The organism is Sphingomonas sp. IW22, assembly GCF_041321155.1.
GTDB lineage: Bacteria > Pseudomonadota > Alphaproteobacteria > Sphingomonadales > Sphingomonadaceae > Sphingomonas.
The window spans coordinates 215256-228606 of record NZ_JBGGWB010000002.1 but is presented as its reverse complement, the minus strand read 5'-3'; the positions used below and the strand labels follow the sequence as shown (position 1 = coordinate 228606).

Below are 13351 nucleotides of genomic sequence, written 5' to 3'. Positions count from 1 at the left end.
CTTTTGCATGGCACAAGGCAAGCCCGTGATGATTCCGTCCCCCGCACCCGTGCAACACATCCTCTCGTTCGCCCAGTCGTTGCAGGGCGGCGGGGTTGAGCGCGTGCTGCTCAGGCTGGCGGACGGCTGGGTGCGGCGCGGACGGCTCGTGACGCTGTTGATCGGCAACACCGACGGCCCGCTTGCCGACGAGCTGCCGGACGGCGTGACGCTACGGCACGGGGGCGGTGGCGGCTATGCGGCGCTGGCCAGGGCGGCGGCCGGGGCGGCGGGCGAACTGGCGCCCGACCTCATCTTTTGCCCCGGCAATCATTACAGCGCCGTCGCCCTTGCCGCCCGCCCGTTCGCACGCGCGCCCGTCGTGGCAAAGCTGTCGAACGCGCTTGCGGGCACGCATCGCGGGCTGACCCAATGGGGTTATGCGCGCTGGCTGGCGCTGCATCCGCGCTTCATCGACCATCTGGTCGCGATGACGCCCGCCATGGCGCAGGAAGCGGCGACATGGATGCGATTGCCGCCCGATCGCCTGTCGGTCATCCCCAATCCGCCCGCGCTGCTGCGGCCCGGTGCGTCGCCGGTGCCGCTGCCGTCGGGGCGCTTCATTCTGGGCGTGGGTCGGCTGGCGCCGCAAAAGCGCTGGGACCGGCTGATCGCGGCGATGGCGCGGATGCCCGCCGATGTGTCGCTGCTCATCCTGGGCGAAGGCTCGCTTCGCCCTGCGCTGGAGGCGCAGGTCGCGGCCCTTGGCCTGACGGGCCGCGTGTCGCTACCCGGTCACGCCGCCGACCCGCTTCCCGCCATGGCGCGCGCATCGGTGGTCGCCCTGACCTCCGACTTCGAAGGTGTGCCCGGCGCAATTCGGGAGGCGCTGGGACAGGCCACGCCCGTCGTCTCCACCGATTCGAGCGTGGCCATCCCCGAACTGATCGATTCGCCCGCCTGCGGCACGATCGTCGGGCGGGAGGATATGGACGCGCTGGTCGCGGCGCTCGGCCACTGGCTCGCCCCCGGCGCGGCGCGGCCACCGGCACAGTCGGCGCCGGGCGATCCGGTCGGCAATTATCTCGCGCTGTTCGACCGTCTGGTCAGCGCGCGGCGTCGGGATGCGCCGCGCTGACGGCGGGCAGCGCCTGCAACGCTGCGTCGATCGCCACCAGCCGCGGATAGGGCGACAGGTCCATCTCGAACCGGCGGGCATTGAACATTTGCGGCACCAGGCACACGTCGGACAAATCGGGCGCGTCGCCGCCCAGATAGCGGCCGTCGCCCGCCATCCGCTCCAGCGCCGAGAACCCCTCCGCCACCCAATGGCGGTACCAGTCGTCACGCTGCGCGTCGGTCGCATCGAACTGGTGCTTCAGCCGCTTGAGCACGCGCAGGTTGTTCAGCGGGTGGATATCGCACGCGATCAGCAGCGCCCGCGCCATCGTATCGGCGCGCGCCAGCGGGTCGGCGGGGGTCAGCTGGGGTTCGCGATGCGCCGCGTCCAGCCAGTCGATGATGGCCAGGCTCTGCGTCAGCATCCGCCCGCCATCCAGCTCCAGCACGGGCACAAACCCCTGCGCGCTGCGTGCCAGATGTTCTTCCGAGCGCTGCGCACCCTCGATCAGCGACACGTCGTGCAGCCGGTATTCCAGCCCCTTGAGGTTCAGGGCAATGCGAACGCGATAGCTCGCGGAGGAGCGATAATAGTCGTGAAGGACGTATCCGCTCACCGGGCCGCCGCTTCCTGATCGGGATGCAGCGTCAGGCCGATACGGCCCGGCCGCAGCGCCCCCCACCAGGTCAGCGGGTTCCAGTTGGCGGTGCCGTCCAGCGAGAAGGTGATGAACTCTGCCCGGCCGCCGATATTCTCCCACGGCACCGGCCCGCCCAGGCCGCCCTGATCCAGCGGGAAGCGGCTATCGGCCGAATTGTCGCGGTTGTCGCCCATCAGGAACACATGCCCTTCAGGCACCGTCACCGGGCCAAAGCTGTCGCCATAGCTGTAATCAATGTCCGCCGTGTCATAGCTGACCCCGCCGGGCAGCGTCTCGCGATAGATGGCGATGCGGCAGACCGGCTTGCCGTCATCACCCCGCGCCAGCGCGCCGGGATAATGGTCCGGGTCGCAGCGCGTATTGACGTCGACCGGGATCATCCGCTCCCCCATCGCGCGGCGCGGCACGCCGACATCGTTCAGGAACACTTGACCCCCGCGCACCTCGACCACGTCGCCGGGCAGGCCGATCACGCGCTTGATATAGTCGGTGCGCGAACCCGGCGGCGTCACGATCACCACATCGCCACGTTCCGGCATCCGCCCGAACAAGCGTCCCTCGATCGGGGGCAGCAGGTGGAATGTGGGGGAGATGAACGAATAGCCATAAGGGTATTTGGTCACGACCAGCCGGTCGCCGACCAAAAGCCCCGGCAGCATCGATTCCGACGGAATATAGAATGGCTTGGCGATGAAGCTGTGAAAGCCCAGCACCACCAGGATCAGCACGGCGATGCTCTTGACCTCGCCCACCCAATCGGTGCCCTTCTTCGCCTCGCCGGCGGGTTCCTGCTTCATCGTCAGTTCGTCGGGTGCCATCAGGGCTTGGTCTCCATCGGCACCGCTTCGATGATGACAAACGCCTGCGCCCAGGGATGATCGTCGGTCAGCGTCAGATGCACGCGGGGCAAGTGGCCTTCGGGCACCATGGCGTCAAGTCTCGCCTTCGCACCGCCGGTCAATTCCAGCGTCGGCGCGCCGCTCGGCGCGTTCACCACGCCGATGTCGCGCATGAACACGCCCGCGTTAAAGCCGGTGCCGACCGCCTTGGAAAACGCTTCCTTCGCAGCGAACCGCTTGGCCAGCGTGCCCGCGCGCGTAAATGGGCGGCGGGCGGCCTTGGCCTGTTCGGCGGGGGTGAACACCCGTTCCAGAAAGCGTTGGCCGAACCGGTCGAGCGAATTCTGGATGCGCTCGATGTTGCACAGGTCTGAGCCGAGGCCGATGATCACCGCGCTTCGTCCATCAGCGCGCGCATCCGCCGCACCACCGGGCCCAACCCGTCGAAAATCGCCTCTCCGATCAGGAAATGGCCGATATTCAGCTCGCGAAGCTGCGGAATGGCGGCAATCGGCACCACATTGTCGAATGTCAGCCCGTGCCCGGCATGAACCTCGATCCCGTTCTTCGCTGCCAGTGCGGCGGCGTCGGCGATCCGGCGCAGTTCGGCCGTCTGCGCCTCCCCGGTCAGGTCGCAATATCGGCCCGTGTGCAATTCGACGACGGGAGCGCCCAGCTTCAAGGCCGCGTCGATCTGCGCCGCATCGGGTTCGATGAACAGCGACACGCGAATCCCCGCCGCGCTCAATTCCGCCACCATCGGCGCCAGCACCGCGAACTGGCCTGCCGCGTCCAGCCCGCCCTCGGTCGTGCGCTCCTCCCGCCGTTCGGGGACAATGCACGCCGCATGCGGGCGATGGCGCAGAGCAATGCCCAGCATTTCCGCCGTTGCCGCCATTTCCAGATTGAGCGGGATGCTCAGCTCCGCCGACAGCCGTTCGATATCGGCGTCGGTAATGTGCCGCCGGTCCTCGCGCAGATGCGCGGTGATGCCGTCCGCCCCCGCATCCGCCGCCATCAGCGCGGCGCGGACGGGGTCGGGATAGCCGCTGCCGCGCGCGTTCCGCACGGTCGCGACATGGTCGATATTGACGCCAAGGCGCAGCGGCGCGTTCATGCCGCCGCCCGGCTGCCGGGCTTGATCGCCGGAATCGCCGCCAGTTCGGGCGGCAGCGCGTCGGGCTGATAGGTCGGCACTTCCAGGCGAATCAGCGGAAAGAACGGCACGCCCAGTTCCGCCGTGCCGCCCGAACGGTCGACTAGGCTGGCTGCCGCCACGACTTCGCCGCCCGCCCGCGCAATGGCGGCGATCGCCTCCCGGCTGGACAGGCCGGTCGTGACCACATCCTCCATCATCAGCACCCGCTGACCCGGCTCCAGCCGAAAACCGCGGCGCAGTTCGAACACGCCCTCCGGCCGCTCAAGGAACATCGCGGGCACGCCCAGCGCGCGGCCCATCTCATGCCCCGCGATCACGCCGCCCATCGCGGGGGAAACGACCGCGTCCACCGACTCGCGAATATCGGCGGGCAGCCGGGCTGCCAGCGCCTCGGCCAGTCGCGCGCCGCGCGCCGGGTCCATCAACACGCGCGCGCATTGCAGGTAACGTGGGCTGCGAAGCCCCGACGACAGGATGAAATGCCCCTCCAGCAAGGCGTCCGCAGCGCGGAACTCGGCCAGAATCTCCTCATCGGTCATGCATCGCATCCTTCGTGTTTTGCGTCTGCTGATTAGGGGCGGCGAACCCCGCTCGCAACCACCGGCCGAAAGAAGGGGCGCCACGGCGCTTGAGGCTGGCTCGAACCCTGCGTATAGGCCGCAATCGACGTGCGTATGCGCGACGCCAAAGGCGCGATCATCGGCCGCGCGATAAAGATTGGGATGACCTGACACGATGCGGATAAAGGGAACAACGACACTGGTGCTCGCGGGGTTGCTGGCCATGGCCGGCACCGCGATGGCGCAGGACGCCGCAGCGCCCACCGCCGCCGCCGACGCGCCGGCTGCAACCACCGCCTCGGCACCCACTCCCGGCGCGCCGGGCGAAGGCGTCGCGGCTGCACCCGCGGCGCAAGCGGCGAACCCCGCCGATCCGATGCTGGACGCATCGGGCCAGCCGGTCCTGCGCGCCCGCGACGGCATCGGCCAGCCCAGCGCCCGCGCGGTCGGCATTCAGCCGCAGGCAACCGACCTAGGGGACGAGGCCAAGTGGTTCCACAACGCCATCCTCCTGCCGGTCATCACGATCATCTCGCTGTTCGTTCTGGCGCTGCTGGCATGGGTGGTGATCCGCTATCGCCGCGCCGCCAATCCGACGCCGTCGCGCACCAGCCACAACACGCTGATCGAAGTGATCTGGACCGCCGCACCGGTCATCATCCTCGCCCTGATCGCGATCCCGTCGATCCGCCTGCTTGCCGCACAATATGAACCCGCGCCCGAAAACGCGGTGACGATCAAGGCGATCGGCAACCAGTGGTACTGGACCTATGAATATCCGGACCATGGCGGCTTCTCGATCACGGCCAACATGCTCAAGGAACGCAACGAAGTGGCCGCGGGCCAGCGTTTCCGCACCGATGCCGACGGCCCCCGCCTGCTCGCGGTCGACAATCGCATCGTCCTGCCCGTGGGCGTACCCATCCGCCTGATCACCACCGCGAACGACGTGATCCACAGCTGGGCGATGCCCGCTTTCTGGGTCAAGCTCGACGCGGTGCCGGGCCGCCTGAACGAGATCAGCTTCACCATTCGCGAACCGGGCCTGTATTTCGGCCAGTGTTCGGAACTTTGCGGCGCGCGTCATGCCTATATGCCGATCGCCGTCGAAGCCGTGACGCCTGAAGTGTTCGCGCGCTGGGTCGCGGCCAAGGGCGGCACCATGCCCGGCGCCGCAGCGCCCAGCACCGCGCCGGTGCCGCAGCCGGGTGCCGACATTGCCGACGACACCTCGACGCCGGCCGAAGGCACCGGCCCCACCGTTAACGCCTCGGTCGAGGCGGTCACCACCAGCCAATCTGCCGAAGGCGTCGCCGGCGGCAGCGGTCGGACGGAAAACTGAGCCATGACAGATACCGCACTCAACCCGCACGCCTTTCAGGCGCATGACGATCATGGCCACCACCATGAAGCCGGTCACGACCATCCGGGCTTTTTCGCCCGCTGGTTCATGTCGACCAATCACAAGGACATCGGCACGCTGTACCTGATCTTCGCGATTCTCGCGGGGATCATCGGCGGCGCGATTTCCGGCCTGATGCGCCTCGAACTCGCGGCGCCCGAAATTCAGTATCTGCCCACCTGGGCGGCGATGCTGTCGGGCGGCGACGTGACGTTCGACCAGGCGCTGAACCTGTGGAACGTCCTGATCACCGCGCACGGCCTGATCATGGTGTTCTTCATGGTGATGCCGGCCATCATCGGCGGGTTCGGCAACTGGTTCGTCCCCATCATGATCGGCGCCCCGGACATGGCGTTCCCGCGCATGAACAACATTTCGTTCTGGCTGCTGCCGCCGTCGTTCCTGCTGCTGCTCGCCTCGCCCTTCTTCGGTGGTGGCGCGGGCACGGGTTGGACGGTCTATGCGCCGCTTTCCACCTATGGTTCGCCGGGACCGGCAGTCGACATGGCGATCCTGTCACTCCACCTGTCAGGCGCCAGCTCGATCCTCGGCGCGATCAACTTCATCACCACCATCTTCAACATGCGCGCGCCGGGCATGACCCTGCACAAGATGCCGCTGTTCGTGTGGTCGGTGCTGGTCACCGCCTTCCTGCTGCTGCTCGCGCTGCCGGTGCTTGCCGCTGCGATCACCATGCTGCTGACCGATCGTAATTTCGGCACCACCTTCTACGACCCCGCCGGCGGCGGCGATCCGGTGCTGTACCAGCACCTGTTCTGGTTCTTCGGTCACCCCGAAGTGTACATCATGATTCTGCCGGGCTTCGGCATCGTCAGCCAGATCGTCGCGACGTTCAGCCGCAAGCCCGTATTTGGTTATCTCGGCATGGCCTATGCCATGGTCGCGATCGGCGTGGTCGGGTTCGTCGTGTGGGCGCACCACATGTTCACCACCGGTCTCAGCGTGAACACCAAGATGTACTTCACCGCCGCGACGATGGTCATCGCGGTGCCGACCGGCATCAAGATCTTTTCGTGGATCGCGACGATGTGGGGCGGGTCGATGACGTTCAAGACCCCAATGGTCTGGGCCATCGGCTTCATTTTCATGTTCACTGTCGGTGGCGTGACGGGCGTCGTCCTCGCGAATGGCGGCGTCGACGATTATATGCACGACACCTACTACGTCGTTGCCCACTTCCACTATGTGCTGTCGCTGGGTGCGGTGTTCGCCCTGTTCGCGGGCTTCTATTACTGGTTCCCCAAGATGTTCGGGAAGATGTATTCGGAAGCGCTGGGCCAGCTTCATTTCTGGGTGTTCTTCGTCGGCGTGAACGTGCTGTTCTTCCCGATGCATTTCCTGGGTCTCCAGGGTATGCCGCGTCGCTATCCCGACTATCCCGACGCCTATGCGCATTGGAATCACATCGCCAGCGTCGGTTATGCGATCATGGCGGTCGGCGTGGTGATCTTCCTCGTCAACGTCTTCTACTCGCTGCTCGCAGGCAAGAAGGCAGAGGGTAACCCCTGGGGCGAGGGCGCGACCACGCTGGAATGGACGCTGTCCAGCCCGCCGCCCTTCCACCAGTTCGAAACACTGCCCGTCATCGAGGACGGCAAGCACCATTGATCGGAGCTTGAAGTAAACAATATCGGGGCGGGCGATCCAGTCAGGGTCGCCCGCCCTTTTCTTTGACGGCCAACCTGAGCGCCGCGCGTCCCCTTCCCCGCCGCATCCGTTGCCGTTATGGGATGCGATCATGGCTCCCATCACCCCCGGCCTATCCGCGACGCCCGCCGTTGCCGACTGGCGCGATTTCGTCGCGCTGACCAAGCCGCGCGTGCTTACCCTCGTCGTCTTTACGGGCTTGTGCGGCCTGCTCGCCGCGCCTGTCGGCGTGCATCCGGTCATCGGCTTTACCGCCATCCTTTGCATTGCGCTGGCGGCGGGTGCGGCGGGTGCGCTGAACCAATGGTATGAAGCTGACCTCGATCAGCTGATGAAGCGCACACAGCGTCGCCCGTTGCCGGCGGGTCGCATGGAGCGCGACTCGGCCCTGCATTTCGGTGTCGGGCTAGGCGGCTTTTCGGTCGTGCTGATGGGGCTGGCAACGAACTGGGTGGCGGCAGCGATCCTGCTCGTCTCAATCCTGTTCTACGTTCTGATCTATACCGTCTGGCTGAAGCGCCGGACACCGCAGAACATCGTTATCGGCGGCGCGGCGGGCGCGTTCCCGCCGATGATTGGCTGGGCCGCCGCGACCGGCGACGTCGCGCTGCTGCCTTTCCTGCTTTTCTCGCTGATCTTTCTGTGGACGCCGCCGCATTTCTGGGCGCTGGCGCTGTTCGTAAAGACCGATTACGCCAATGCGGGCGTGCCCATGCTGCCCGTCGTCGCCGGTGAACGCGCGACCCGGCACCAGATCGGTCTGTACACCCTGCCCATGATCGCCTGCGCCGTTGCGCCGTGGCCTTTGGGGCTGACCGGCGCCATTTACGGCGTGACTGCGCTCGTCACCAGTGCACTGTTCGCGGTGTTGGCCGCGATCGTCACCTTTCGATCGAGCGACGCCGCGATGAAGCCGGAGAAGCAGTTGTTCAAATATTCGATCCTGTACCTTTTCGTGCTGTTCGGCGCGCTGGTCGCAGACCGATGGGTGCTGGCATGACGCCGGAGGAACAGCGCATCATCCGCCGCCGCCAGCGCAGCCGCGCATTGGTGCTCGGACTGATCCTGGGCGGCTTCGTCGTGCTGGTCTATGCCATCAGCATCGTGAAGATGACGGGGCAGTGAGGCGTTGATGGACCGCAAGACGCGTACCGCATTGCTGGCCTCACTGGGCGTGGTCGGCATGGCCGGCCTCGGCTTTGCCAGCGTGCCGCTGTACCGCGTCTTCTGTCAGGTAACCGGATTGAACGGCACGACACAAATCGCCGCCGCAGCGCCCGGCGCGGTGCAGGGAAAGATCGTGACCGTCGCCTTCGACAGCAATGTGAGCAAGGCGATGCCGTGGCAATTCGCGCCCGAACAGCGCAGCGAGCGCGCCGCGCTCGGCGCGCGCAAGATGGCGTTCTTCACCGCGAAAAACCTCTCCGATCAACCGATCACGGGTACCGCGACGTTTAACGTCACGCCCGCACAGGCCGGGAAATATTTCAACAAGATCCAGTGCTTCTGCTTCTCCGAACAGACGCTGATGCCGGGTGAAGAAGTGCGGATGCCGGTGGTTTATTTTGTCGATCCGGCGCTTGCGACCGATCCAGACACCCGCACGGTCGAGGAAATCACCCTCAGCTATACATTTTACCCTGTGGATTCGGCGAAAAAGCCGGGCTAGAGCGAGGGTAAGAGAGAACCGCCTGAACAGGGACGAGCGAATGGCCGGCGCCAAGAACCACGATTACCACATCCTGCCACCCAGTGCGTGGCCGATCATCGGCTCCTTTTCGGCGCTGGGCATGGCCGCAGGCGGCATCATGTGGATGCATGAGGCGGCAGGCGGCGGCTGGCTGTTCCTTGCTGGCCTCGCGGGCGTGCTGTTCACCATGTATTGCTGGTGGGCCGACGTCGTTCGCGAAGCGCATGCAGGCGATCACACCCCGGTGGTTCAGCTGCACCTGCGCTATGGCATGATCCTGTTCATCGCCTCGGAAGTCATGTTCTTCCTAGGCTGGTTCTGGGCCTTTTTCGACTATGCGCTGTTCCCGGTACCCGTCGAATATGCCGAGGGCGCGGTTTCGGTCGTCGCTGATGCGGCGGCGCAGTGGCCGCCCAAGGGTATCGAAGTCATCAACGCCTTTGAATTCCCGCTGCTCAACACCTTCATCCTGCTCCTGTCGGGCACGACGATCACCTGGGCGCACCATGCGCTGATCCACAATCAACGTGGCGGTGAAAAGAAGGGCATTTGGGGCCTGGTTGGCGTCGGTGAAAATGACGGCGTGCTCAAGGGCCTGTGGCTGACAGTGCTGCTGGGTCTGCTGTTCAGCGCCATTCAGGCTTATGAATATGCCCATGCGCCGTTCGGTTTCGGCGGATCGAACTTTAGCTCGGCCTTCTACATGGCGACTGGCTTTCACGGTTTTCACGTCGCGGTCGGCACGATCTTCCTGATCGTCAACCTGGTCCGCGCCTATCGCGGCCACTTTACCCCCCGCCAGCATTTCGGTTTCGAAGCAGCCGCCTGGTACTGGCACTTCGTGGACGTCGTGTGGCTGTTCCTGTTCGTCGTCGTCTATGTGTGGGGCGGCTGGGGCGCGCCAGCACACGGCTGATGCCCTTGAACGATCATGAGGCCGGCACGCCGGGGCAAACGCCCCCGGCGGCGCCGGCCTCTCTTTTTGAGCAGGCCCGGCGTGGCCTGTGCCCGCGCTGTGGCGAACCGACGCTGTTTGCGGGCACGTTGCGGTTCGCACCGCGCTGCGCGGCCTGTGGCCTCGATTTCGACAGCTTCAATGTGGGTGATGGTGCCGCAGCCTTCCTGACGCTGGGGATCGGCACGCTGATTACGATCTTGGGCATCGTCGTCGAACTTGCCTATGAGCCCGCCTGGTGGGTCCATGTCCTGCTGTGGCTGCCGCTCACGATCGCGGCGGTGCTGATTACCACTCGCTGGACCAAGGCTGCGCTGGCGGCGCTGGAATATCGCAACAATGCCGGCGAGGGCCGGATCGAGCGCCGCCCGTGAAGCGAGCGCCGGTCGTGGCAACGATCGTCGTTGCGCTGGCAGTCGCGGCGATGGTCGGGCTCGGCCTTTGGCAACTGGACCGTCGCGAACAGAAGCGCGCGCTGGTCGCCAGCTTTACCCGCAACGCAACGCTGCCCGAAACCACGCTGCCGCCAGTGCCGGTTCCCGAATCCAGCCTGTTTCGGCGCGTGCGCGCGCTTTGTACTGCGCCCGGCGCGCCACGCCGCTCAGCCGGGCGCAGCGCTGCGGGGGCCAGCGGCTACCGGTTTCTGGTCACCTGTCGGCAGGGCTTCGTCGTCGACTTGGGCGTCGCCAACGATCCGCGCCTTAACCCGACATGGGATGGCGGTCCGGTTCGCGGCGTGCTGACCCACGCCCCCGACTCGACTTCCTTCGTCGATAGGCTGTTCGGCGCGCGGCCCCGGCCTGCCGCGATGATCGTGCCGGCACAGCCCCTCGCCCCCGACCTGGACGCCAGCCGCGCGCCCGATCCCGCCAATGTGCCCGACAATCATCTGGCCTATGCCGTGCAGTGGTTCGCCTTCGCCGCAATGGCGCTGGTCATCTATGTTTTCGCGCTGCGGCGGCGCGGTCGATAGCGCAGCCACGTCGCGCGCAAACGCGGCTTGCATTGCCCCGGCGGTCGCAAGGGCTTAAGCGGCGGCCCATGCGGTATATCAGCACCAGGGGGAACGCGCCGGTCCTCGATTTCGAGGGCGCGACGCTTGCGGGATTGGCGGCGGACGGTGGGCTGTATGTCCCCGAATCCTGGCCGACCATGACGCGCGACCAGATCGCGGCCTTGGCCGGGCTGGATTATGTTGAAACCGCCGTTCGTGTCATGGCGCCCTTCGTCACGCCCAGCCTATCGGAAGACGATCTGCGCGCGCTGTGCACGCTCGCCTATGGCCGATTCGCGCATCGCGCCGTCACTCCCTTGACTCAGCTCGACCATGACCAGTGGCTGCTGGAGCTGTTTCATGGCCCAACGCTGGCGTTCAAGGACGTGGCGCTGCAACTGGTCGGCCTGCTGTTCGAGCGGTTCCTGACCGGCTCCACCGAACCGCTGACGGTCATCGGCGCGACCAGCGGCGACACCGGTTCGGCCGCGATTGACGCGCTGGCGGGCCGCGCGGGCGTCGACATCTTCATGCTGCATCCGCATGGCCGCGTCAGCGACGTACAGCGGCGCCAGATGACGACCGTGCTGGCCCCGAACGTCCACAATATCGCGATTGAGGGCGATTTCGACACGGCGCAGGCCTTGGTAAAGGCGATGTTCCGCGATCCCGCCTTCGCTGGCCGCTTCCGCCTGTCGGCCGTCAACTCGATCAACTGGGCGCGGTTGATGGCGCAGGTGGTCTATTATTTCTACGCTGCCGTCCGTCTCGGTGCGCCGGAGCGGGCCGTGGCGTTCAGCGTGCCAACCGGCAATTTTGGCGACGTGTTCGCTGGTTATGTCGCGTCGCGCATGGGTCTGCCCATCGAACGGCTGGTGGTCGCGACCAACGTCAATGACATTCTCCACCGCGCGCTGTCGTCGGGCGATTATTCGTGCGGCACGGTGACGCCCACGGTCACGCCGTCGATGGACATTCAGGTCAGCTCGAATTTCGAGCGGTTGCTGTTCGACCTGAACGGTCGCGACGGCGCCGCGCTGGCAATGCAGATGGCGGGTTTCGAATCGACGCGTGCCATGCGCCTGACCAACGCCCAGTCGGAGGGCGCAAGCGGCCTGTTTACCAGCATGGCCGTCGATGAAGTCGATATGGCGGCGGCAATGCGCTGGGCACATGACGGCGCGGACCAGATCCTCGACCCACACACCGCCATCGGCCTGGCGGCGGCGCTGGCGCACAAGGGCGATGCCCCGATGGTCACGCTGGCCACCGCGCACCCGGCCAAGTTCGGCGATGCGGTCGAACGCGTAACGGGCGTGCGTCCGGCGCTGCCGGTGCGGGTCGGTGACCTGTTCGATCGGGAAGAGCGGTTCGACGTGCTGCCGGCCACTTTCGACGCCGTGACCGACTTCATCGCCGGTCGGGCACAGCCGCGCGGCTGATCATGAATCTGGTTACCCTCACCGGCGAGCCCTGGGCCGATTACGGGCTGGTCGATTCGGGCCATGGCCGCAAGCTGGAGCGTTACGGCCGCTTCCGCTTCATACGCCCTGAGCCGCAAGCAATGTGGGCGCCCGCCAGCGACGACTGGCGTGCCGATGGGGAGTTCATCCCCGGCGCTGACGAGGATGGCGGCGGTCGCTGGCAATTGTCGGGCGACGTGCCGCAGGGCGGCTGGCCGCTGTCGTGGCGCGAAGTGCGCTTCAACGCCAGCAACACACCCTTTCGCCACCTCGGCTTTTTCCCTGACATGGCGCCTGTGTGGGACTGGATGCGCGGCCGGATCGACGGCGCGGGCGATCCCGAATGTCTGAACCTGTTCGGCTATACCGGCGTCGGCACGCTGGCGCTGTCGGCCGCAGGCGCGCGCATGGTGCATGTCGACGCTTCAAAGAAATCGGTTGAGGCGGCGCGGGGTAATGCCGTGCTTTCGAGCATGGGCGACCGCCCGGTGCGCTGGCTGGTCGAGGATGCGGGCAAGTTCGTTGCGCGCGAGGTGCGCCGCAATCGCCGTTATGACGGCATCATCCTCGATCCACCCAAATGGGGCCGCGGCCCCAATGGCGAGGTGTGGAAGCTGGACGAAGGGCTGCCCGGCCTGGTTGCCGATTGCCGCCGGCTGCTCGACGCCGATTCGCGCTTCCTGTTCCTGACCGTATATGCCGTACGCATGTCGGCGCTGGCGATCGGGGAACTGGTACGCCAGCATTTCGCCGACCTGCCCGGCACGGTCGAAGCGGGCGAACTGACCGTGCGGGAGGAAGCGCGCGGGCTGATGCTGCCGACCGCGATTTTCGCGCGCTGGTCGCGCACTTAGGCGTCGA

General features: G+C 66.2%; 16 protein-coding genes. 11 read left to right on the top strand and 5 right to left on the bottom strand.

Annotated features, from left to right (window positions below; translation table 11 throughout):
• The first annotated feature begins 28 nt into the window (after nt 1-28).
• Entirely contained in the window at nt 29-1117 is a 1089-nt protein-coding gene (locus tag ACAX61_RS12660; protein WP_370715379.1) for a glycosyltransferase, read from the top strand.
• On the opposite strand, the gene maiA is transcribed toward ACAX61_RS12660, so the two are convergent.
• The 5 genes from maiA to pyrE are packed head-to-tail and all read right to left on the bottom strand — an operon-like array spanning nt 1086 to nt 4297.
• Complete coding sequence (maiA, locus tag ACAX61_RS12655) at nt 1086-1715, bottom strand: maleylacetoacetate isomerase (protein ID WP_370715192.1); 630 nt, start codon at nt 1713-1715, stop codon at nt 1086-1088. The genes ACAX61_RS12660 and maiA overlap by 32 nt on opposite strands.
• On the bottom strand, nt 1712-2578 hold the full coding sequence (gene lepB, locus ACAX61_RS12650; protein WP_370715191.1) for a signal peptidase I: 867 nt from the start codon (nt 2576-2578) through the stop codon (nt 1712-1714). Before lepB ends, maiA begins: the two co-directional genes overlap by 4 nt.
• Nucleotides 2578-2991: a holo-ACP synthase gene (gene acpS / locus ACAX61_RS12645; protein ID WP_370715190.1), complete on the bottom strand. Its 414-nt coding sequence runs from the start codon at nt 2989-2991 to the stop codon at nt 2578-2580. The genes lepB and acpS overlap by 1 nt, the downstream gene beginning before the upstream one ends.
• Nucleotides 2988-3716 carry a pyridoxine 5'-phosphate synthase gene (locus tag ACAX61_RS12640; protein WP_370715189.1) on the bottom strand — a complete coding sequence of 243 codons (729 nt, stop codon included), beginning with the start codon at nt 3714-3716 and terminating at the stop codon, nt 2988-2990. The genes acpS and ACAX61_RS12640 overlap by 4 nt, the downstream gene beginning before the upstream one ends.
• The gene (pyrE, locus tag ACAX61_RS12635) at nt 3713-4297 is read right to left on the bottom strand and encodes an orotate phosphoribosyltransferase (RefSeq protein ID WP_370715188.1); all 585 of its coding nucleotides are present in this window, start codon (nt 4295-4297) and stop codon (nt 3713-3715) included. Before pyrE ends, ACAX61_RS12640 begins: the two co-directional genes overlap by 4 nt.
• 196 nt (nt 4298-4493) lie before the next feature.
• Here pyrE and coxB point away from each other — a divergent pair, with 196 nt between their 5' ends.
• The 10 genes from coxB to ACAX61_RS12585 all read left to right on the top strand — a co-directional run bounded on the left by coxB (nt 4494) and on the right by ACAX61_RS12585 (nt 13344).
• The gene (coxB, locus tag ACAX61_RS12630; RefSeq protein WP_370715187.1) at nt 4494-5660 is read left to right on the top strand and encodes a cytochrome c oxidase subunit II; all 1167 of its coding nucleotides are present in this window, start codon (nt 4494-4496) and stop codon (nt 5658-5660) included.
• A gap of 3 nt (nt 5661-5663) precedes the next feature.
• Nucleotides 5664-7349: a cytochrome c oxidase subunit I gene (gene ctaD, locus ACAX61_RS12625; RefSeq protein ID WP_370715186.1), complete on the top strand. Its 1686-nt coding sequence runs from the start codon at nt 5664-5666 to the stop codon at nt 7347-7349.
• Between the two features lie 130 nt (nt 7350-7479).
• A complete protein-coding gene (locus ACAX61_RS12620; RefSeq protein WP_370715185.1) occupies nt 7480-8388 on the top strand; it encodes a heme o synthase in 909 nt (302 codons plus the stop codon).
• Nucleotides 8385-8513, top strand: a complete 129-nt coding sequence (locus ACAX61_RS12615) for a cytochrome c oxidase system small membrane protein (protein ID WP_370715184.1) — start codon at nt 8385-8387, stop codon at nt 8511-8513. Before ACAX61_RS12620 ends, ACAX61_RS12615 begins: the two co-directional genes overlap by 4 nt.
• A 7-nt stretch (nt 8514-8520) precedes the next feature.
• Complete coding sequence (locus ACAX61_RS12610; RefSeq protein WP_370715183.1) at nt 8521-9057, top strand: cytochrome c oxidase assembly protein; 537 nt, start codon at nt 8521-8523, stop codon at nt 9055-9057.
• Nucleotides 9058-9097: 40 nt separating this feature from the next.
• Nucleotides 9098-9994, top strand: a complete 897-nt coding sequence (locus ACAX61_RS12605) for a cytochrome c oxidase subunit 3 (RefSeq protein WP_370715182.1) — start codon at nt 9098-9100, stop codon at nt 9992-9994.
• Complete coding sequence (locus tag ACAX61_RS12600) at nt 9994-10407, top strand: DUF983 domain-containing protein (RefSeq protein ID WP_370715181.1); 414 nt, start codon at nt 9994-9996, stop codon at nt 10405-10407. Before ACAX61_RS12605 ends, ACAX61_RS12600 begins: the two co-directional genes overlap by 1 nt.
• On the top strand, nt 10404-11006 hold the full coding sequence (locus ACAX61_RS12595) for an SURF1 family protein (protein ID WP_370715180.1): 603 nt from the start codon (nt 10404-10406) through the stop codon (nt 11004-11006). The genes ACAX61_RS12600 and ACAX61_RS12595 overlap by 4 nt, the downstream gene beginning before the upstream one ends.
• 68 nt (nt 11007-11074) lie before the next feature.
• The gene (thrC, locus tag ACAX61_RS12590; protein WP_370715179.1) at nt 11075-12469 is read left to right on the top strand and encodes a threonine synthase; all 1395 of its coding nucleotides are present in this window, start codon (nt 11075-11077) and stop codon (nt 12467-12469) included.
• Between the two features lie 2 nt (nt 12470-12471).
• Entirely contained in the window at nt 12472-13344 is an 873-nt protein-coding gene (locus tag ACAX61_RS12585; RefSeq protein WP_370715178.1) for a class I SAM-dependent rRNA methyltransferase, read from the top strand.
• The last annotated feature ends 7 nt before the right edge of the window (nt 13345-13351 follow it).